Here is a 20,329-nt window from a genome sequence, read left to right on the forward strand (position 1 = left end):
CCGACTCCGCCGATGCGAACACCGCCTCCTACTGGATCAGCGTCGAGCACCTCGCGGACTGGATCGCCACCCGCGGCTACGCCACCAGCTGACCCCACACCACCCGCACACACGCCGAAGGGCCGGACCCCACCACGGGGCCCGGCCCTTCGGCATGACCTCAGTCAGTCGGTGGCGAGGACGGTCAGGATCTGCTCGCCGTACTTGGCGAGTTTGTTCTCGCCGACTCCGCTGACCCGGGACAGGTCGGCCAGCGTGCTGGGCGCGTCGCTGGCGATCTGTCGCAGCGTGGCGTCGTGGAAGATGACGTACGCCGGCACGCCCTGCTCCTTGGCGGTGGTCGCGCGCCAGGCTCGCAGCCGCTCGAACAGCGACGCGGCTGCCGGGGTCAGCTCGGCCACGACTGTGGACGCGCCGCGCGGCTTCGATGAGCGGCTCGATGCCGGCTTCTCCGGCTCGCGGCGCATGGTGACCGTACGGCGGCGAGCGAGGACGTCGGCGCTCGCCTCGGTCAGCGCCAGCGTGCCGTAGTCGCCCTCCACGGCGAGGAGCCCCTCGGCGAGCAGTTGCCGGACCACGCCCCGCCACTCGGCCTCGCTGAGCTCGGAGCCGATGCCGAAGACGGTCAGCGAATCGTGACCGTACTGGCTGATCTTGTCGGTCTGCTTGCCGAGCAGGATGTCGATGCAGTGCCCGGCGCCAAAGCGCTGGTTGCGTTCGCGGTCGAGGCGGAAGACGGCAGAGAGCAACTTCTGGGCGGCGACGGTGCCGTCCCAGGACTCCGGTGGGGTGAGGCAGGTGTCGCAGTTGCCGCAGGCGGCCGTCGACGTCTCGCCGAAGTATTCGAGCAGTTGGACCCGCCGGCAGCGCACCGTCTCGCAGAGGGCGAGCATCGCATCCAGGTGCGCGGCCAGGTTGCGGCGGTGGGCGAGGTCCCCGTCGGACGTCTCGATCATCTTGCGTTGCTGGACCACGTCCTGAAGCCCGTACGCCAGCCAGGCGGTGGACGGCAGGCCGTCACGGCCGGCGCGGCCGGTCTCCTGGTAGTAGCCCTCGACGGACTTGGGCAGGTCGAGGTGGGCGACGAACCTGACGTCGGGCTTGTCGATGCCCATGCCGAAGGCGATGGTGGCCACCATGACCAGGCCGTCTTCCCGCAGGAAGCGCTGCTGGTTGCGAGCGCGGGTGCCCGCGTCCAGCCCCGCGTGGTACGGCAGCGCGGCGACCCCGTTGGCGGTGAGGAACTCCGCCGTCTTGTCGACCGAGGCCCGGGACAGGCAGTAGACGATGCCGGCGTCGCCGGGGTGCTCGTCGCGCAGCAGGGTCAGCAACTGCTTGCGGGGCTCCCGTTTGGGCACGATCCGGTACTGGATGTTGGGCCGGTCGAAGCTGGCCACGAAGTGCCGGGCGTCGTCGAGTTTGAGTCGGGTCGCGATCTCGGTGCGGGTGGCGCTGGTCGCGGTGGCGGTCAGGGCGATGCGGGGGACCTGCGGCCAGCGTTCGTGCAGCATCGAGAGCGCGAGGTAGTCGGGGCGGAAGTCGTGCCCCCACTGGGACACGCAGTGCGCCTCGTCGATCGCGAACAGGGAGATGCGGCCCCGGTCGAGCAGGGCGAGGGTGGATCGGACGCCGAGCGCCTCCGGGGCCAGGTAGAGCAGGTCCAGCTCGCCGGCGACGAAGGCGGCCTCCACCCGCCGCCGGGCGTCCAGGGTCTGGGTCGAGTTGAGGAACCCGGCGCGTACGCCGACCGCGGTGAGGGCGTCCACCTGGTCCTGCATGAGCGCGATCAGTGGGGACACGACGACGGCGACCCCGTCGCGGACCAGGGCCGGGATCTGGTAGCACAGGGACTTGCCGCCACCGGTGGGCATCAACACCAGCGCGTCGCCCCCGGCGACCACATGGTCGATCACGTCCTGCTGGAAACCGCGGAAGGCGTCGTAGCCGAACACCCGACGCAGCACCGGCAGCGCGTCCTCGGCCCGCAGGTCGGTGGGAGAAGCCATCCGGGGAGTCTACGAGCCGACCCCGACAGCGCCCGCCCGGCGCACCCGGGTCGGGTGGGCCGGACGGGCGACGCCGTCAGCCGGGCTGGCTGGACCGGTTGGCCAGGCCGCGCGGCGGGGCCTTCATCCCGACCACGATGTCGACGATCTCGATGTAGCGGGCCTTGTTGCCCATGCGGAAGGCGGTGGCCGCCGCGTTGATCTCCTCGAGCGTGTCGGCCTCGACCATGGTGACCTGGTCGTACTTGCCGTTCACCCCGGTGCAGACGACGTGGGTGAGCTGCTTGGCGAAGCGGCCCAGGTCGCGGGCGTGCTCGGCGGAGATCTCGTGGATGCCCTCGCGACCGAGGGCGAAGTACTCGGGGCTGATTCGCATGAACAGGAAGCCGACGTACTTGTTCTTGTCCGCCAGGTCGTGCATCGCACCCTCCAGATGTCGGTCTGACCTGCGACGATCACGTTGAGCGTATTGACAACTACTGATCGTCATCAAGCGTGCGCGCTGTCGGGAGGGCGACCCTCGAAACGGTCCGCGGCCGCCGCCCGGCCACGGGTGCCGGGCCGCGACCCGACGGCGGGATAGAGTCGCTGATTGACCAATCGCGGCCGAGGCGGCCGCGGCGCCACGGCTTGGGGGTACGGGTGAGCGAGGCGCGCACAACCGGTGACCGGATCGACGGCCCGGATGCCGGTGACGAGCAGATGGCGGCCGAGTCGGAGACCACCCTCGTGGTGGTCACCGGCCTCTCCGGGGGCGGCCGCAGCACTGTGGCCCGGGCGTTGGAGAACGTCGGCTACTACGTCGTGGACAACCTGCCGCAGGCCCTGATGCTGGACATGGCCGAGCTGGCGTTCAAGGCCGGCGGTGCGGCCCGGCGTACCGCGATGGTGCTGGACGTGCGGTCGCGGGCCTTCTCCACCGACCTGGCCGGGGCGATCCGGGAGCTCAAGGAGCGCGGATTCTCGCCCCGGGTGGTCTTCGTCGACGCCGACGACGAGGTGCTGATCCGGCGGTTCGAGAGCGTTCGGCGTTCGCACCCGTTGCAGGGTGACGGGCGGCTGGCCGACGGCATCGCCGTGGAACGCGGCCTGCTGGAGGAGGCCCGCGACCAGGCCGACGTGATCATCGACACCAGCCACCTGAACGTCAACCAGCTCCGGCGCCGCATCGAGGAGCTGTTCGGCGGCGAGGACGCCCGCCGGCTGCGGGTCACGGTGTTGTCGTTCGGCTTCAAGTACGGCCTGCCACCGGACGCCGATTTCGTGTTGGACGCCCGTTTCCTGCCCAACCCGTACTGGGTTCCGGAGCTGCGTGAGCACACCGGGCGGGAGGAGGCGGTCAGCGCGTACGTGCTGGGTCAGGAGGGCGCGGACGCCTTCGTCGCCTCGTACGCCGACCTGGTCAACGCCACCACTACCGGCTTCGAGCGGGAGGGCAAGCGGTACCTCACGGTCGCCGTGGGCTGCACCGGCGGCAAGCACCGCAGCGTGGCCATCGCCGAGGAGTTGGCCAGCCGACTACGTCACTCCGGGTTGGCGGCGAACGCCCAGCACCGCGACCTGGGGCGGGAATGACGGCCCGGCGGGTGGTGGCGTTCGGCGGCGGGCACGGCCTGTCCGCCTCGTTGCGCGCGCTGCGTCACTGCGCTCCGGAACTCGACCTCGACATCACCGCGGTGGTCACGGTGGGTGACGACGGTGGTTCCAGTGGTCGGCTGCGGGCCGAGCGGGGTGGCCTGCCGCCGGGAGATCTGCGCCAGGCGCTGGTGGCGTTGGCCGGGGACCACCCGGCCACCCGGCGCAGCGCCGGGCTGTTCCAGCACCGCTTCGCCGCCGTACCGGTGGGCGTACCCGGATCCGGCGCGACCGGCCCGGGCCCGGCGGCGGGCGACGACCCGGACCGGGACGGCGCGGCCCAGGGCGGCACGGACGGCGCGGCCCTTCGCGGCACCGACGGGGCGTCGACCGGGACCGACGGTCTGACCGGGCACGCGGTGGGCAACCTGGTGCTCTGCGGCCTCATGGAGCTGCTCGGCGACCCGGTGGCCGCGCTGGAGCACGCCGGGGCGATGCTCGGCGCGGTGGGCCGGGTGCTGCCGATGTCCCGCCAACCGGTCGGCATCGAGGCGCGGGTACGCGGTGCCGACCCGGCCGCCCCGGACGAGGTGCGCACGGTCAGTGGCCAGCACCAGGTAGCAGTCACCACCGGCCGGGTCGAGTCGCTGCGCCTCACGCCGAGCGCCCCACCGGCGTGCGCCGAGGCCATCGAGGCGATCCGGGCGGCCGATTGGTTGATCTTCGGGCCGGGCAGTTGGTACACGAGTGTGCTTCCGCACCTGCTGGTGCCGCAGTTGGCCGACGCGATCGTGTCCACCTCGGCCCGGCGGCTCGTCACGCTGAACCTCGCCGCGGAGAAGGAGACCCTCGGGCTCTCCGTCGCCGATCACCTCGCGGCGCTGCACTGGTACCTGCCCGAACTCAAGGTCGATCTTGTGCTCGCCGATGCCAAGGCGGTGGGTGACCCCGAACCGGTCGAACGTGCGGCAGAATCGCTGGGTGCCCGCCTGGTCCTCGCCCCCGTCGCCGTTGTCGACGGGACTCCCCGCCATGATCCGGCTGCCCTGGGCGCCGCGCTGGTGCCTGTCCTGGGCGCCGATCGTTAGACACGTACGTAATCTCCGGCGACACGCCGGAACAGGTCCGTGAGGGGACGCACAATGGCGATGACGGCCGCGGTCAAGGACGAGCTGAGTCGGGTCGACGTGCCCAAGCCCTGCTGCCGGCGGGCGGAGATGGCCGCGCTGCTGCGCTTCGCTGGCGGGCTGCACATCGTTTCCGGTCGCGTGGTGGTGGAGGCTGAACTGGACACCGGGGCGGTGGCCCGGCGGCTGCGCCGCGAGATCGCCGAGGTCTACGGCTACCCCAGCGAGATCCACGTGCTGGCCTCCGGTGGGCTGCGCAAGGGCAGCCACTTCATCGTGCGGGTGGTCAAGGACGGCGAGGCCCTGGCACGGCAGACCGGCCTGCTCGACGTGCGGGGTCGCCCGGTGCGTGGGCTGCCCCCGCACGTGGTGGCGGCCAACGTCTGCTGCGCGGTCGCCGCGTGGCGGGGCGCGTTCATGGCCCACGGCTCGCTCACCGAGCCGGGCCGCTCCAGCGCGTTGGAGATCACCTGTCCGGGGCCGGAGTCGGCGCTGGCGCTGGTCGGCGCGGCCCGTCGCATCGGCATCACCGCGAAGAACCGTGAGGTACGCGGGGTGGACCGGGTGGTCGTCAAGGACGGTGACGCGATCGCCGCGCTGCTCACCCGGATCGGCGCGCACTCCAGCGTGCTGGCCTGGGAGGAGCGTCGGGTACGCCGCGAGGTGCGGGCCACCGCCAACCGGCTCGCCAACTTCGACGACGCCAACCTGCGCCGTTCGGCGCGGGCGGCGGTCGCCGCGGCCGCCCGGGTCACCCGTGCGCTGGAGATCCTCGCCGACGAGGCGCCCAACCACCTGACCGACGCCGGTCGACTGCGTCTGGAGCACCGTCAGGCGTCGCTGGAGGAGCTGGGGGCCCTGGCCGACCCCCCGCTGACCAAGGACGCCATCGCGGGGCGGATCCGCCGGCTCCTGGCGCTGGCCGACAAGCGGGCCCGCGACCTCGGCATCCCGGATACGGAAGCAGCCGTCACGCCCGACATGCTCGTGGTCTGATAGGACGGTGGGGCCGCACGGTGCGCCCGGGAGCACGACCCGGCGCAGCGTGGTCTCGCACGCTCGGATAGGGTCGCTGCGTACGGCAAGGGGGCCGACACCGGCACTCCTCGTCGTGCCCCACCGCCTCGGGCGGTCAGGTCCTCAGACCGCGCGGCGGGGTGGCCGAGATGAACCGTCGACGGCCGGCTCCAACGGTCGGCGCACACCATTCCCGCCGGCCCGTTGTCTGAAGCCGGCGGACCAGAACGCGAGGAGATGGGACCTGTGACCATCCGGGTTGGCATCAACGGCTTTGGCCGAATCGGCCGTAACTTCTTCCGGGCAGTGCTGGCGTCTGACGCCGACATCGAGGTCGTGGCGGTGAACGACCTGACCGACAACGCCACGCTCGCCCACCTGCTCAAGTACGACAGCATCCTCGGTCGCCTGCCGTACGAGGTCAAGGCCACCGCCGACGAGATCACCGTCGGTGGCAGGACCATCAAGGCGTACGCCGAGAAGGACCCGTCGAAGCTGCCGTGGGGCGAGGTCGGCGCCGACGTCGTCATCGAGTCGACCGGCTTCTTCACCGACGCCACCAAGGCCAAGGCGCACGTCGACGGTGGGGCCAAGAAGGTCATCATCTCCGCCCCGGCGAAGAACGAGGACGTCACCGTCGTCATGGGTGTCAACCACGACACCTACGACCCGGCGAAGCACACCATCATCTCCAACGCCTCGTGCACCACCAACTGCCTCGCCCCGATGGCGAAGGTCCTGCACGACACGTTCGGCATCCAGCACGGTCTGATGACGACGATCCACGCGTACACCCAGGACCAGAACCTCCAGGACGCGCCGCACTCGGACCTGCGTCGGGCCCGCGCCGCCGCGCTGAACATCGTGCCGACCTCGACCGGCGCCGCCAAGGCGATCGGCCTGGTCCTGCCGGACCTCAAGGGCAAGCTCGACGGGTACGCCCTGCGGGTGCCGATCCCGACCGGCTCGGTCACCGACCTCACCGTCAACGTGGGTCGCGAGACCACCGTGGACGAGGTCAACGCCGCGCTGAAGGCCGCCGCGGACGGCCCGCTCAAGGGCATCCTGGTCTACAACGAGGACCCGATCGTCTCCACCGACATCGTGACCGACCCGGCGTCGTGCATCTTCGACGCGCCGCTGACCAAGGTCGTCGGCAACCAGGTCAAGGTCGTCGGCTGGTACGACAACGAGTGGGGCTACTCCAACCGCCTGGTCGACCTCGTCAAGCTGGTCGGTTCGTCGCTGTGAGCATCCGGACCCTCGACGACCTGCTCGCCGAGGGGGTGTCGAGTCGGCGCGTGCTGGTGCGCGCCGACCTGAACGTCCCGCTCGACAAGCAGACCGGTGCCATCACTGATGACGGCCGGATCCGCGCGGTGCTGCCGACTCTCGGCGCGCTGGTCGAGGCCGGCGCGAAGGTGGTCGTCTGCTCGCACCTGGGCCGCCCGAAGGGCGCTCCGGACCCGCAGTTCAGCCTGGGTCCGGTCGCCGGGCGGCTCGGTGAGCTGCTCGGCGCGCCGGTGCACTTCGCCACCGACACCGTCGGTGATTCCGCCCGCTCCACCGTCGCCGACCTGGCCGACGGTCAGGTCGCCCTTCTGGAGAACCTGCGTTTCAACGCCGGGGAGACCAGCAAGGACGAGGCCGAGCGGGGCGCCTTCGCCGACCAGCTCGCCGCGTTCGGCGACGCGTACGTGGACGACGCGTTCGGTGCCGTGCACCGCAAGCACGCCAGTGTCTTCGACGTGCCGGCCCGGTTGCCGCACGTCGCGGGCCGGCTGGTGCTGCGTGAGGTCGAGGTGCTCTCCAAGCTCACCGGTGACCCGGAACGCCCGTACGTGGTGGTGCTCGGTGGGTCGAAGGTGTCCGACAAGCTCGCCGTGATCGAGGCTCTGCTGCCCACTGTCGACCGGCTGCTCATCGGTGGCGGCATGTGCTTCACCTTCCTCAAGGCCCAGGGCCTGGAGGTGGGCACCTCGCTGCTGGAGAAGGACATGGTCGACACCTGCCGCAACCTGCTGGAGCGGTCCGGGGGCAAGATCATGCTGCCGGTCGACGTGGTGGTCGCGGACGCGTTCGCTCCGGACGCGGCGCACGACACGGTGCGGGTCGACGGCATCCCGAGCCACCGGCTCGGCCTGGATGTCGGCCCGGAGACGGTGGCCGGCTTCAGCGCCGCGCTGTCCCAGGCGAAGACGATCTTCTGGAACGGCCCGATGGGCGTGTTCGAGATGCCGGCCTTCGCGGCGGGCACCCGGGGGATCGCCGAGGCGATCACCAAGGCCGACGCGTTCAGTGTCGTCGGCGGCGGTGACAGTGCAGCCGCGGTGCGTGCCCTGGGGCTGGACGAGTCGTCCTTCGGGCACATCTCCACCGGTGGTGGCGCCTCCCTGGAATACCTCGAGGGCAAGACCCTCCCCGGCATCGCGGCCCTGGAGAACTGAATGTCGAGCACCACCCGCCGGCCGCTGATGGCCGGCAACTGGAAGATGAACCTCAACCACCTCGAGGCCAACCTGCTGGTGCAGAAGCTGGCGGCGAGCCTCACCGAGAAGCAGCTCACCGACGTCGAGACGGTCGTGCTGCCGCCCTTCACCGACCTGCGCACCGTGCAGACCGCGGTGGACGGGGACAAGCTGCTGATCGGCTACGGCGGGCAGGACCTCTCCCCGCACGCGTCCGGCGCGTACACCGGGGACATCTCCGGGCCGCTGCTGGCCAAGCTCGGCTGCACGTACGTGGTGGTCGGGCACTCCGAGCGGCGGGCCTACCACCACGAGGACGACGCGCTGGTCAACGCCAAGGTCAAGGCGGCGCTGACGCACGGCCTGACGCCGATCCTGTGCGTGGGGGAGGGGCTGGACGTCCGCGAGCAGGGCACCCACGTGGCGCACTGCTCCGACCAGCTCGACGGGGGCCTCGCCGGGCTCACCCCCGAGCAGGTGCGGCAGGTCGTGATCGCGTACGAGCCGGTCTGGGCGATCGGCACGGGCAAGACCGCGACCCCGGACGACGCCCAGGAGGTCTGCGGGGCGGTGCGTCAGCGACTGGCGGAACGCTTCGACCAGGAGACCGCCGACCAGGTTCGGGTTCTCTACGGCGGCTCGGTCAAGGCGTCCAACATCGCCTCGATCATGGCCCAACCGGACGTGGACGGGGGCCTGGTGGGGGGCGCCAGCCTGGACGCCGAGGAATTCGCTCAGATCTGCCGGTTCCCGGAGCACCTCGCCCGCTGATCGCTCGGTATCCTTGACACCGCCCGTCCGCCGGTCGGTGCCGCCGTGCCCGATCAGACCGGGCGAGGATCGCTACGAGAGGAACTGACCCCAGCCATGCCGATCTGGTTCGCATACACGTTGATCGTGTTGCTGGTCATCACGAGCATTCTGCTCACCCTGCTGATCCTGCTGCACCGCGGCAAGGGTGGCGGTCTGTCGAGCATGTTCGGCGGTGGCGTCAGCTCCAGCCTCGCCGGCTCCTCGGTCGCGGAGAAGAACCTGGACCGCTACACCGTTCTGGTGAGCGTCGTCTGGTTCGCCGCGATCGTCGGCCTCGGGCTCTGGCTGCGCCTCCAAATGAACAGCGGCGCCTGAGCAGGCTCAGTAAGTCGTACAATCTGCGCGCGGTTCGTCACTCGACGGGCCGCGCGCAGGCTTTTCTCCGCTGCACCGCGTCGCCCGCCGCTCCACCCCCGAAGACGGCGGGTCCCCTCCGACGACAGGAGCGAGCAGCCGTGCCGAATGGCAACGTTATCCGGGGAGCCCGGGTCGGGTCCGCACCGATGCGCCCGGACGAGCGGCACCAACCCGCCCCCCGACAGGACGTCAGCTACTGGTGCCGTAACGACCACCGGGTCGACATCCGGATCGCCGCGGACGTCGAACCGCCACCCCTGTGGGACTGCCCCCGCTGTGGCCTACCCGCCGGTCGGGACGCCCAGAACCCGCCGGGTCGGGTCCGCGCCGAGCCGTACAAGAGCCACCTGGCGTACGTGAAGGAGCGGCGCACCGCCGAGGAGGGGGAAGCCCTGCTCGCCGAGGCGCTCGCCGCACTACGCCGTCGACGCGGCGAGTAGCGGGCTCCTCCCCGCGCTCAGCGCAGGCTGCGCAGTCGGACGGGTACGTCGGCTGCGGCCGCCCGGTCCAGCAGCCAGCGGGTGCGGTTCACGCCGTGCACGCCGGCCGCCGGCAACTGCACCGGGCCGGCGCCGGCCAACGCCATACCCACCGCGCGAGCCTTGTCGGCGCCGGCGGCCACCAGCCAGACCTCCTCGGCGGTGTTGATCGCCGGCAGGGTGAGGGTGGTCCGCGTCGGCGGCGGCTTGGGGCTGCCCCGCACCGCGCTGACCGGCCGGGTCTCGTAGCCCGCCGGGTGCTCGGGGAAGACCGAGGCCACGTGGCCGTCCTCGCCGACGCCGAGCATCAGCACGTCGAAGTGCGGCAGTGTGGCGTGCCCGGGCCGGGCGGCGCGGGCCAGTTCCTCCGCGTACGCGGCAGCCGCCGCCTCGGGGTCGTTGCCGGCCGGGCCGTCCGAGGCCGGCATCGCGTGCACCCGGGCCGGATCCAGTGGCACCACGTCCAGCAGGGCGGCGCGGGCCTGCGTCTCGTTGCGGTCCGGGTCACCGGCGGGCAGGAACCGTTCGTCGCCCCACCACACGTCGACCCGGGACCAGTCCACCGCGTCGCGGGCCGGCAGCGTCGCCACCGCCCGGTACACGGCGGCGGCGACCCGACCTCCGGTGAGCACCACCGAGGCTTCGCCCCGGTCGGCCTGGGCGTCGAGCAGCTTCACCAGCAACCGGGCCGCCACGGCCTGCGCCAGCAGGTCGGCGTCGGCGTGGACGGCGACACTCGCCTCACTCATGGTTACGCCTTCGTTTCCCGACCGCGAGGCGGTCGCTGTCGTGCCCGGGGCGGTGTGCCCGAGGTGGTGGGGCGGAAAACCCCGGAGATTGCGGGGCAGGGCCGGTGCGTACCGGCCCTGCCCGACGTCGTGCCCCGGCTGGGCTCAGCCCTCGCCGCTCGTGCCGACGTGCGCGGTCACGCCGGCCTCGGCGCGCTGCGCGGTGGCCGGATCCTTCCAGACGTGGACCCGCTGCGCGGGGCGCTGCTCCAGCCCCCGCAGCCCGACCGTCGCGCCCAGCGCCTCGGCGTACACCTGGTCGGCGTCCAGCCGGCGCAGCTCCTCGGCGAGCTCGTCGCCGAGCGGGCGGCGCACCAGCGGCAGGGCCCGGTCGTCCTGGCCCGTCCGCCGGAACACCGCCAGGCTGTCCTCGCGGGTCAGCGTCAGCTGGTCGCCGTTGGCGCAGCTGAGCTGCACCTCCCGCATCCGAGGGAACTCGTTGCTGTCCACCCGGCGTGGGGTGATGCCGAGCCGGCTGGAGAGCCAACCGGCCATCAGCGTCGCCGTCGGGTCCGTGGGAGGCGCGACGATGGTCGCCTCGGTGACCTGGGCGCTGGTGGTGTCGAACGCTCCGGCGACCAGGGTGCGCCACGGGGTGATCCGGGTCCACGCCAGGTCGGTGTCGCCCGGGGCGTAGTCCCGGGCACGCTGCCGCAGCGCCTCCACCGGGTCGGCGGCCTGCGCGGAGTCGGTGATCCTCCGGTCGGCCACCACCCCGAGGAAGTCGGTGGCGATCTCCGCCGGTGGCTCACCGTGCCACCAGGTGACAACCGGTACGTCGGGAACGAGCAGCGGCATCACGACCGACTCGGCGTGCAGGGACAACCGGCCGTACATCCGGGTGACCACCGCCTCGCACGGGCCGAGCCGGCCCCCGACCACGATCTCCGCGTCCAGTCGGTTGCGGTCCCGCTCGATCTCCGAGCGGACCACCACCACGAGGCGACACGGGTGCGCGGCGGCGGCGATCGTCGCCGCGGCCTCCGCCTCCCGGACCCGCTTCTCGTCCACGACCACGATGAGGGTGAGCGCCATGCCGCTGGCCACCCCGCCGGCGCTGCGCCGCTCGGCGGCGAGCGCCTTGACCACCTCGTTGCCGGTGGTGTCCCACAGCCCGATCATGCTCGTCTCCAGGCGCGGCCCTCGCGGGCCAGCATCTCGTCGGAGGCCCGGGGGCCCCACTCGCCGGCCCGGTACGGCTCCGGGGTGGTGCCCGCCCAGGCGTGCTCCAGGGGGTCGATCACCTGCCAGCTCTGCTCGACCTCGGCCGCGTCCGGGAACAGGGTGCGGTCGCCGATCAGCACGTCCAGCACCAGACGCTCGTACGCCTCGGGGCTGGACTCGGTGAACGCCTCGCCGTACTGGAAGTCCATCGCGATGTCGCGGACCTCCATGGTCGTGCCCGGCACCTTCGAGCCGAACTTGAGCACCACGCCCTCGTCCGGCTGCACCCGGATGACCAACTGGTTGTTGCCCAGCGACTCCATGTCGGCGTCGTTGAACGGCAGGTGCGGCGCCTTCTTGAAGATGATGGCGACCTCGGTGACCCGCCGGGGCAGCCGCTTGCCGGCCCGGATGTAGAACGGCACCTCCGCCCAGCGGCGGTTCTGGATACCCAACCGCACCGCCACGTACGTCTCGGTGGTGGAGTCGGCGGGGACGTCCCGCTCATCCAGGTAACCGACAGCGCGTTCGCCGCCGACCCAGCCCGGCAGGTACTGACCGCGCACGGTGTCCCGGGCGACGTCCTTGGGCAGGGTGATGGCCTTGAGCACCTTCAGCTTCTCGGCCCGGATCTCGTCGGCGTCGAAGCTGGTCGGCTCCTCCATCGCCACCAGGGCGAGGAGTTGGAGAAGGTGGTTCTGCAGCACGTCGCGGGCGGTGCCGACGGTGTCGTAGAAGCCGGCGCGGGTGCCGATGCCGACGTCCTCCGCCATGGTGATCTGCACCGAGTCGACGTACTTGGAGTTCCACAGCGGCTCGAACAGGTTGTTGGCGAACCGCAGGGCGAGGATGTTCTGAACCGTCTCCTTGCCCAGGTAGTGGTCGATCCGGAAGACGTCCTGCCGGGTGAACACGTCGTCGACGAGGTCGTTGAGCGCCTTCGCCGAGGGCAGGTCGTTGCCGAACGGCTTCTCCACGACGACCCGGCGCCAACCGCCGGACTTGTCGTTGTCGGCCATCCCGGTGCGGGCCAGCTGCTTGAGCACGACGGGGAACGCGGCCGGCGGGATGGAGAAGTAGAACGCCGCGTTGCCGGCAATGCCGTGGGTCTGACGCAGATCGTCCAACGTCGAGGCGAGCTGGTCGAAGGCGGCGTCGTCGTCGAACGACCCGCCGACGAACTTGATGTTGCCGGCCAGCCGCGCCCACACCTCGTCGCGCCACGGGGTGCGGGCGTGCTTGCGGGCAGCCTCGCAGGCCAACGTTTCGAAGTCGCCGTCACCCCAGTCGCGGCGCGCGAAACCGAGCACCACGAAGCCCGGCGGCAACAGCCCCCGGTTGGCCAGGTCGTAGACCGCGGGGAGCAGCTTCTTGCGGGCCAGGTCGCCGGTCACCCCGAAGATCACCAGAGCGCAGGGCTCCGGGATCCGGGGCAACCGGCGGTCCTGCGGGTCGCGCAGCGGGTTCACCGGACCGCCTCCTCGCTCCGCTTCAGTCACGTCGTCCATCCTCACGCCCGCAGATCACCGGCCGCGTCCAGTAGTTGGGCGACACCGGCGGCCCGGTCGGTCAGGTGCAACCGCAGCACCGGCCGCTCCCGACCGGCGAGAGCCTGCCGGTCACCGGCGGCCTGCGCCGCCTGCAACTCACCGAAGGTGTACGGCTTGCCCGGCACCTCCAGGTCCTCGGCGACCGCGCCGGTCACCTGGAGGTAGCTGCCCACCTGCGGGCCGCCCTTGTGGTACTGGCCGGTCGAGTGCAGGAAGCGCGGACCCCAGCCGAAGGTGACCGGCCGGCCGCTCGCCTGAGCCAGCAGCGACCGGAGCCGGGCCGTGTCGGCGTCGGCGAACCGGTCGAGGTACGCCATCACCGCGAGGTAACCCTCGTCGCCCAGCCCGTCGAGCAGCCAGCGCAGCACACCGGCCAGGTCTCCGGGGGTGCCCTGCGGGGCGTACACCTCGATCGCGCCCTCGGTGAACGACGGCGTCTCCGCCGGCAGGCCCGAGGCCAGGATCTTGTTGGTGTTCTCCTTGGACTCGGTGACGTTCGGCTGGTTGAACGGGTCGATGCCGAGCACCACGCCGGCCACCGCGGTGGCGTACTCCCAGGCCAGGAACTGCGCGCCCAGCGGGCCGTTGACGGCCACGTCCGGGTTGGCCCCGCCGCCCGGCATGTCACCGGGGGCCAGCGCGCCGCCGTAGCTGACCGTCAGCACGTCCGCGCCGGTGGCGCCGGGGCTCTGCGGAGACTCCACGACCACCGGGAGGATGCCCACCCCGGCCTTGCCGGTCGACTCGGCGATCAGCTGCTCGGCCCAGTCGCCGAGCCCGTCGATGCCGGTGCCGTCGGAGACCAGGGCGACCTTGTCCCGGGCCAGCGTGGCCGCGGCGCCCAGGGCGGCGCCCAGCGCCAGCGCCGGGTTGTTCTGGTCCGCGCCGAGCGACGTGGCCAGCGCGTCGGCCTGGTCGAGCAGCTCCGCGACCTCGACCCCGGCCAGCGCCGAGGGCACCAGACCGAACGCGGTGAGCGCCGAGTACCGGCCGCCGACGTTCGGGTCGGCGAGCACCGTGAACGCGCCCATCTCGGCTGCGGTGGTCTCCAGCGGCGAACCCGGGTCGGTGACGATGACGAAGTGCCGGCCGGCCTCCGCCTCGGTCATCCCGGCGTCCAGGAACGCCTGCCAGTACGCGCGCCGGTGGCTGTCGGTCTCCACCGTCGACCCGGACTTGCTGGCCACCACCACGACGGTGCGCTCCAGCCGGTCACCGAGCGCCGCCCGGACCTGGCCCGGGTCGGTGGTGTCCAGCACTGTCAACGGGCGACCCAGCGTCCGGGTGATCACCTCGGGCGCGAGCGACGAGCCGCCCATGCCGGCGAGCACCACGTGATCCAGGTCGGCCAGCTCCGCGGTCAGCTCGGCCAACTGGACGAGCAGCTCGCGGCTGCGCCGGTGGGTGTCCACCCAGCCCAGCCGGATCTTCGCCTCGGCCTCGGCGTCCGGACCCCACAGGCTCGCGTCCTTGCCCGCCAGCTTGCCCGGGACGCCGGCCTTGACCAGCGCGTCCCGGGTCGAGGCGGGCGCGGCCTTGTCGACCGCGTCCGCGCCGTACACGGCGAGCCCGGCAGCTGCCTCCACCGGCCCTGAAAGTAGATCGCTCATGCGCCACCGGCCTTCCCGGCGGCCTTGGCGTTGTCCTTGGCGGCCTTGTTCGGGGCGCTCTTGCCCTTGGCCGCCGCCTCCAGGGACTTGCGGACCCCGTCGAGCAGCTCCTGCCAGCTGGCCTCGAACTTCTCCACGCCCTCGCGCTCCAGGGTGACGATCACGTCGTCCATGTCCACCCCGACCGACTCCAGGTCGGCGAAGACCTTCCGGGCCGCGTCGTAGGCGCCGGTGATGGTGTCGCCGCGGGTCTCGCCGTGATCGGCGTACGCGTGGATGACCGACTCGGGCATGGTGTTGACAGTGCCGGGGGCGATCAGCTCCTCGACGTAGATGACGTCCCGGTAGTCCGGGTTCTTCGTCGACGTGGACGCCCACAGCGGCCGCTGCGGGTGCGCGCCGGCAGCGGCGAGCGCCTTCCAGCGGTCGGAGGAGAAGACCTCGGTGTAGCGCTCGTACGCCAACTGGGCGTTGGCGATGGCGGCCTTGCCCTTGAGGGCCTTGGCCTGGTCGGAGCCGACCTTCTCCAGCCGCTTGTCGACCTCGGAGTCGACCCGGGAGACGAAGAACGACGCCACCGAGCCGATCTTCGACAGGTCGTGGCCGTTGGCCTTGGCCTGCTCCAGACCGGCGAGGAACGCCTCCATGACCGCCGAGTAGCGGTCCAGACCGAAGATCAGCGTGACGTTGACGCTGATCCCCTCGGCGAGCGTGTCGGTGATCGCCGACAGGCCCTCCTCGGTGGCCGGGATCTTGATGAAGAGGTTGGGGCGGTCGACCAGCCACCACAGGGCCTTGGCCTCGGCCACCGTCCGGTCGCTGTCGTGCGCCACCCGGGGGTCCACCTCGATGGAGACCCGGCCGTCCACGCCCTCGCTGCCGTCGTACGACGGGCGCATCACGTCGCAGGCCCACCGCACGTCGTACGTGGTGAGCATGCGCACCGACTCCTCGACCTCGATGCCACGGGTGGCGAGGTCGCGCAGCTGCCAGTTGTACTCGTCGGCGTCGCTCAGGGCCTTGGCGAAGATCGTCGGGTTGGTGGTGACACCGGCCACGTGCTTCTCGCGGCGGAGCTGGTCCAGCCCGCCGGAGCTCAGTCGTACCCGGGAAAGGTCGTCGAGCCAGACCGCCACGCCCGCGGCGGTCAGCTCATTCAGCTTGTCGGTCATGCCGTCCACGCTCCCTCAGTTGCCGGTCGTGAAACCGGTGATGTCGCCCACCCGGGCCAGCGAGGCGTGTGCCGCCGCCACGATCCGGTCACCGGTGAACCCGAACTGCTCGAAGAGCACGGTGTGCGGGGCACTCGCGCCGTAGTGCTCCAGGCTCACGCTCTCGCCCAGGTCACCGACGATCCCGCGCCAGGACATCGCGATGCCCGCTTCCACGCTCACCCGTGCCTTTACCCCGCGCGGGAGCACCGACTCCCGATATGCCTCGTCCTGCTCGTAGAACCACTCCTGGCAGGGCATCGAGACGACCCGGGTCGGGGTGCCGTCGGCCTCCAGCCGCTCCCGGGCGGTCAGGCAGAGCTGCACCTCGGAACCGGTGCCGACGATGATCACCTGAGGCTTGCCGTTGGACGCCTCGGCCAGCACGTACCCGCCCTTGGCCACGCCCTCGGCGCTGCCCAGGACGTCGCGGTCCAGGGTCGGCAGCGGCTGACGGCTCAGCGCCAGCGCGGTGGGCCGGTCGGTGTGCTCCAGCGCCTGCCGCCAGGCCCAGGCGGTCTCGTTGGCGTCCGCCGGACGGACCACGTCCAGGCCCGGGATGGCGCGCAGCGCGGTCAGGTGCTCCACCGGCTGGTGGGTCGGGCCGTCCTCGCCGAGGCCGATCGAGTCGTGCGTCCAGACGTAGGTCACCGGCAGCTTCATCAGCGCGGCCAGCCGCACCGACGGACGCATGTAGTCGCTGAAGACCAGGAACGTGCCGCCGTACGGGCGGGTGCCGCCGTGCAGGGCGATGCCGTTGAGGATCGCGCCCATGGCGTGCTCACGGATGCCGAAGTGCAGCGTGCGGCCGTACTCGTGGCCGGGGAAGTCCTTGGTGGCGTGGGCGGCCGGGATGAAGGACGGCTCGCCCTTCATCGTGGTGTTGTTGCTCTCGGCCAGGTCGGCCGAGCCACCCCACAGCTCCGGGAGCACCGGCGCGAGCGCCTCCAGCACCTTTCCGGAGGCGGCCCGGGTGGCCACCCCCTTGGCGTCCGCGGGGAAGACCGGCAACGCGTCGGTCCAGCCGTCGGGGAGTACGCGACCAGCCAACCGCTCGTAGAGCGCGGTGCGCTCCGGGTTGGCCTTCTTCCAGGCGTCGAACGCGGTGGTCCACTCCTGCTCGGCGGCGTCGCCGCGGCCCATCACCGTGCGGGCGTGGCTGAGCACCTCCTCGTCGACCTGGAAGGTCTGCTCCGGGTCGAAGTCGAGGATCCGCTTGGTGGCCTTCACCTCGTCGGCGCCGAGCGCCGAACCGTGGATCTTGCCGGTGTTCTGCTTGTTGGGCGCGGGCCAGCCGATGATGGTGCGCAGCGCGATGAAGGAGGGGCGGGCGGTCTCCGCCCGGGCGGCCACCAGCGCCGCGTACAGCGCCTCGGCGTCCTCGTGGTAGTCGCCCTGGTCGGCGTCGCCGCTGCGCCAGTCGACGGTCTGCACGTGCCAGCCGTACGCCTCGTAGCGGGCGGCCACGTCCTCGCTCTTGGCGATCCGGGTGTCGTCCTCGATGGAGATCTCGTTGTCGTCGTAGATCACCGTGAGGTTGCCCAGCTGCTGGTGCCCGGCGAGGGCGCTGGCCTCGTGGCTGATGCCCTCCTCGATGTCACCGTCGGAGACGATGCACCAGATGTTGTGGTCGAAGACGGACGCGCCGAGCTCGGCCTCGGGGTCGAACAGGCCGCGCTCACGGCGGGCCGCCATGGCCATGCCGACCGCGTTGCCCAGACCCTGCCCGAGCGGGCCGGTGGTGGTCTCCACGCCCGGCGTGTGCCCGTGCTCGGGGTGCCCCGGCGTCTGCGAGCCCCACTGCCGCAGCGACTTGAGGTCGTCCAGGCTCAGCGGGTAACCGGAGAGGAACAGCTGGATGTAGAGCGTCAGGCTGGAGTGCCCGGCGGAGAGGACGAACCGGTCGCGGCCGGGCCAGTTCGGGTCGGCCGGGTTGTGCCGCATGACGCGGTTGAAGAGGAGGTACGCCGCGGGCGCGAGGCTCATCGCGGTGCCCGGGTGACCGTTGCCGGATTTCTCTACGGCGTCCATGGCCAGCACGCGGACGGTGTCTACGGCCCGGCGATCGAGGTCGGACCAGTTCAGTGCGGAGTGCTCGGGTCGTTTAACAGCCACGATGGTTGTGCTCCTCGGCAGATGGGCGGAACCCTCACCGATGACCTTATCGAGCGTCCCTAAACGTGCGCCCGGGGATCTGCGCATGGTGTGCGCTACGTGACCATCCGGATGCTCGGTTCAACCCTGTGGTGTGACGGCCCGCACCGTTGTCGGGTCGGCCGGGCAGCCAAAACGACGACGCGTAGTGTGTGGGGCGGTATGCGGACCCGAGCGGTCCCGACCGATCCGATCTCCCCGTGCCCGATGCCGGAAGGTGGCAATCCGTGAGCATGATCACCGAGCGCCCCGCGAGCAACCCGGCCGGGCCACACCCGGCGCGGGCGGCCGAGGGCCCGGTGGCCCGGCGGGACGTACGCGCGGTCCTCTCGGCGTACGTGGCGCTCACCAAGCCGCGGATCGTCGAGTTGCTGCTGGTCACCACCGTCCCGGCGATGATGCTCGCCGAGGGCGGGCTGCCGTCGCTGTGGCTGATGGCCATCGTGCTGATCGGCGGCTCGCTCGCCGCCGGCGCGGCCAGCGTCCTCAACTGCTACATCGACCGCGACATCGACCAATTGATGCGGCGTACCAAGCGTCGGCCGCTGCCGGCGCACACCGTGTCGCCGCGAAGCGCGCTGATCTTCGGTCTGGTGCTGGCGGCGGTGTCGGTGGCCCTGATGGCGGCGTTCACCAACCTGCTGGCCGCCGGGCTGACCCTCGCCGCGATCGCCTACTACGACCTCGTCTACACCCTGTGGCTCAAGCGTTCCACCCCGACGAACACCTTCTGGGGTGGCGCCTGCGGGGCCGCACCGGTGCTGATCGGGTGGGCCGCGGTGACCGGCTCGCTGGCGCCGGCCGCCTGGGGGCTCTTCGCTGTTGTCTTCTTCTGGCAGATGCCGCACTTCTACCCGCTCGCCATGAAGTACAAGGACGACTACGCGCGGGCCGGCATTCCGATGCTGCCGGTGGTGGCCTCGACCCGCCGGGTGAACGCCGAGATCCTGATCTTCGCGTGGCTCACCGTGCTCACCTCCCTGGCCGTCTGGCCGCTGGGGCTCAGCGCGATCTACGGGGTGCCGACCCTGGTGGTGGGTGCCATCTTCGTGGTCGAGGCACACCGGCTCTGCCGGCGCGCGACGCGCGGCGAGGCGGTCAAGCCGATGCGGCTGTTCCACTGGTCGACGACGTATCTGACGATCGTCTTCGTGGCCGTCGCGCTCGACGCGCTGATCTGACCCGTCCCGCACGGCCCGGCTCTGCGTCCTTCGTGTCCAAGGGCCGTGGCCTCCGCCCGACGTCTTCCGCCGGCCTGTCGCCTCTCTTGGGCGGCGGGGCTTCCTTGGGCGCCGGGGCTTCCTTGGGCACGGCGGCTGCATTGGGCGCTGCGGCTCGGCTCGTCGGCCGGCCCTCGCGTCGTCGGTCAGTTGTCGCGCCGTGGCTCCACCCGGCGGCGAATGACGCCGATGATCTACTGACTAATCATGGACGTGGATGAACTGTCCGGGTTTAACGTCACATCAGAGTAACTTTCGGCATGAGTCTGATCGGCTCAACCTGGGGTGGTTCGAAGGCGATTTCCCCACGTGTTTTGAGCGTAAAAGTCGGTAAATAAACGGACAGTAAACCTGTGATCGTCCTTAAACCTGTAGGTAATTGGCATCACAAAAGCTTCATGCTTCTCGCCCGACGGGGTGCAACTCTGCTTAGGCTTCGCGTCATGGCAGATGGTTCCGATACGACGCTGACGGCCGAGCAGACCGCCGGCGAGCAGGCGCCCCAGGGCCTGGTCGCGGGCCTCAAGGCGTTCGCGGCCGGACACGGCGGCGCGAAGGCGGTCATCGAGTACGTCGGCAAGCGTGGCGCGCGGATCGTCCTGGTGGGTTCCGACGGCGAGTGGGGCGACCAGTTCGCCGACGACACCGTCACCGCCCGGGAGGCGTGCGCCAAGGCGGGAGTCACCGTCGAGAACGCCTGGGAGCGTGAACTGATGGACCAGATGCGTCCGAGCAACGACCTCTGGCGGTCGATGGCCCGGCGCACGATGGCCCGCTGAACAGACACCTG

General features: G+C 71.2%; 18 protein-coding genes and 1 pseudogene. 11 read left to right on the forward strand and 8 right to left on the reverse strand.

What is annotated here, in order from left to right; genetic code table 11:
• Nucleotides 1-92, forward strand: a pseudogene (locus ABTW72_RS32475) (C39 family peptidase); the annotation flags it as partial.
• 72 nt (nucleotides 93-164) lie between these two features.
• Here ABTW72_RS32475 and recQ read toward each other — a convergent pair.
• Together recQ and ABTW72_RS32485 are read right to left on the reverse strand one after the other, a co-directional pair.
• Nucleotides 165-2,006, reverse strand: a complete 1,842-nt coding sequence (gene recQ / locus ABTW72_RS32480; protein WP_350865659.1) for a DNA helicase RecQ — start codon at nucleotides 2,004-2,006, stop codon at nucleotides 165-167.
• Between the two features lie 76 nt (nucleotides 2,007-2,082).
• Entirely contained in the window at nucleotides 2,083-2,427 is a 345-nt protein-coding gene (locus ABTW72_RS32485; protein ID WP_091403656.1) for a hypothetical protein, read from the reverse strand.
• Nucleotides 2,428-2,708: 281 nt separating this feature from the next.
• On the opposite strand from ABTW72_RS32485, the gene rapZ reads away from it, so the two are divergent.
• From rapZ to ABTW72_RS32525, 8 genes are all read left to right on the forward strand, one after another.
• On the forward strand, nucleotides 2,709-3,581 hold the full coding sequence (gene rapZ / locus ABTW72_RS32490; protein WP_112588408.1) for an RNase adapter RapZ: 873 nt from the start codon (nucleotides 2,709-2,711) through the stop codon (nucleotides 3,579-3,581).
• Nucleotides 3,578-4,669: a gluconeogenesis factor YvcK family protein gene (locus ABTW72_RS32495; protein WP_350865662.1), complete on the forward strand. Its 1,092-nt coding sequence runs from the start codon at nucleotides 3,578-3,580 to the stop codon at nucleotides 4,667-4,669. The genes rapZ and ABTW72_RS32495 overlap by 4 nt, the downstream gene beginning before the upstream one ends.
• 54 nt (nucleotides 4,670-4,723) lie before the next feature.
• On the forward strand, nucleotides 4,724-5,704 hold the full coding sequence (gene whiA / locus ABTW72_RS32500; protein ID WP_091403660.1) for a DNA-binding protein WhiA: 981 nt from the start codon (nucleotides 4,724-4,726) through the stop codon (nucleotides 5,702-5,704).
• Nucleotides 5,705-5,971: 267 nt separating this feature from the next.
• Complete coding sequence (gap, locus tag ABTW72_RS32505; protein WP_091403662.1) at nucleotides 5,972-6,976, forward strand: type I glyceraldehyde-3-phosphate dehydrogenase; 1,005 nt, start codon at nucleotides 5,972-5,974, stop codon at nucleotides 6,974-6,976.
• Nucleotides 6,973-8,172, forward strand: a complete 1,200-nt coding sequence (locus ABTW72_RS32510) for a phosphoglycerate kinase (RefSeq protein ID WP_350865667.1) — start codon at nucleotides 6,973-6,975, stop codon at nucleotides 8,170-8,172. The genes gap and ABTW72_RS32510 overlap by 4 nt, the downstream gene beginning before the upstream one ends.
• Nucleotides 8,173-8,964 carry a triose-phosphate isomerase gene (gene tpiA, locus ABTW72_RS32515; protein WP_238685518.1) on the forward strand — a complete coding sequence of 264 codons (792 nt, stop codon included), beginning with the start codon at nucleotides 8,173-8,175 and terminating at the stop codon, nucleotides 8,962-8,964.
• 96 nt (nucleotides 8,965-9,060) lie between these two features.
• The gene (secG, locus tag ABTW72_RS32520; RefSeq protein ID WP_030337344.1) at nucleotides 9,061-9,321 is read left to right on the forward strand and encodes a preprotein translocase subunit SecG; all 261 of its coding nucleotides are present in this window, start codon (nucleotides 9,061-9,063) and stop codon (nucleotides 9,319-9,321) included.
• A gap of 140 nt (nucleotides 9,322-9,461) precedes the next feature.
• The gene (locus ABTW72_RS32525) at nucleotides 9,462-9,803 is read left to right on the forward strand and encodes an RNA polymerase-binding protein RbpA (protein WP_091403668.1); all 342 of its coding nucleotides are present in this window, start codon (nucleotides 9,462-9,464) and stop codon (nucleotides 9,801-9,803) included.
• Between the two features lie 17 nt (nucleotides 9,804-9,820).
• Here ABTW72_RS32525 and pgl read toward each other — a convergent pair whose 3' ends face one another.
• The 6 genes from pgl to tkt form a co-directional block, all read right to left on the reverse strand.
• Nucleotides 9,821-10,591: a 6-phosphogluconolactonase gene (gene pgl / locus ABTW72_RS32530; protein ID WP_350865672.1), complete on the reverse strand. Its 771-nt coding sequence runs from the start codon at nucleotides 10,589-10,591 to the stop codon at nucleotides 9,821-9,823.
• Between the two features lie 144 nt (nucleotides 10,592-10,735).
• Entirely contained in the window at nucleotides 10,736-11,752 is a 1,017-nt protein-coding gene (locus ABTW72_RS32535; protein WP_350865675.1) for a glucose-6-phosphate dehydrogenase assembly protein OpcA, read from the reverse strand.
• Complete coding sequence (gene zwf, locus ABTW72_RS32540; RefSeq protein WP_350865677.1) at nucleotides 11,749-13,302, reverse strand: glucose-6-phosphate dehydrogenase; 1,554 nt, start codon at nucleotides 13,300-13,302, stop codon at nucleotides 11,749-11,751. The genes ABTW72_RS32535 and zwf overlap by 4 nt, the downstream gene beginning before the upstream one ends.
• Nucleotides 13,303-13,304: 2 nt before the next feature.
• The gene (locus tag ABTW72_RS32545; RefSeq protein WP_350865680.1) at nucleotides 13,305-14,954 is read right to left on the reverse strand and encodes a phosphoglucose isomerase-related protein; all 1,650 of its coding nucleotides are present in this window, start codon (nucleotides 14,952-14,954) and stop codon (nucleotides 13,305-13,307) included.
• Nucleotides 14,951-16,126, reverse strand: a complete 1,176-nt coding sequence (tal, locus tag ABTW72_RS32550; protein WP_350865683.1) for a transaldolase — start codon at nucleotides 16,124-16,126, stop codon at nucleotides 14,951-14,953. The genes ABTW72_RS32545 and tal overlap by 4 nt, the downstream gene beginning before the upstream one ends.
• A 15-nt stretch (nucleotides 16,127-16,141) precedes the next feature.
• Nucleotides 16,142-18,280 (reverse strand): transketolase, encoded by a 2,139-nt coding sequence (tkt, locus tag ABTW72_RS32555; protein WP_350865686.1) that lies wholly within the window; start codon nucleotides 18,278-18,280, stop codon nucleotides 16,142-16,144.
• A gap of 266 nt (nucleotides 18,281-18,546) precedes the next feature.
• On the opposite strand from tkt, the gene ABTW72_RS32560 reads away from it, so the two are divergent.
• Both ABTW72_RS32560 and ABTW72_RS32565 read left to right on the forward strand, forming a co-directional pair.
• The gene (locus ABTW72_RS32560; RefSeq protein WP_130402713.1) at nucleotides 18,547-19,500 is read left to right on the forward strand and encodes a heme o synthase; all 954 of its coding nucleotides are present in this window, start codon (nucleotides 18,547-18,549) and stop codon (nucleotides 19,498-19,500) included.
• 482 nt (nucleotides 19,501-19,982) lie between these two features.
• Nucleotides 19,983-20,318 carry a hypothetical protein gene (locus ABTW72_RS32565; protein ID WP_091403682.1) on the forward strand — a complete coding sequence of 112 codons (336 nt, stop codon included), beginning with the start codon at nucleotides 19,983-19,985 and terminating at the stop codon, nucleotides 20,316-20,318.
• The last annotated feature ends 11 nt before the right edge of the window (nucleotides 20,319-20,329 follow it).

The organism is Micromonospora sp. NPDC127501 (genome assembly GCF_040302185.1).
Lineage (GTDB): Bacteria > Actinomycetota > Actinomycetes > Mycobacteriales > Micromonosporaceae > Micromonospora.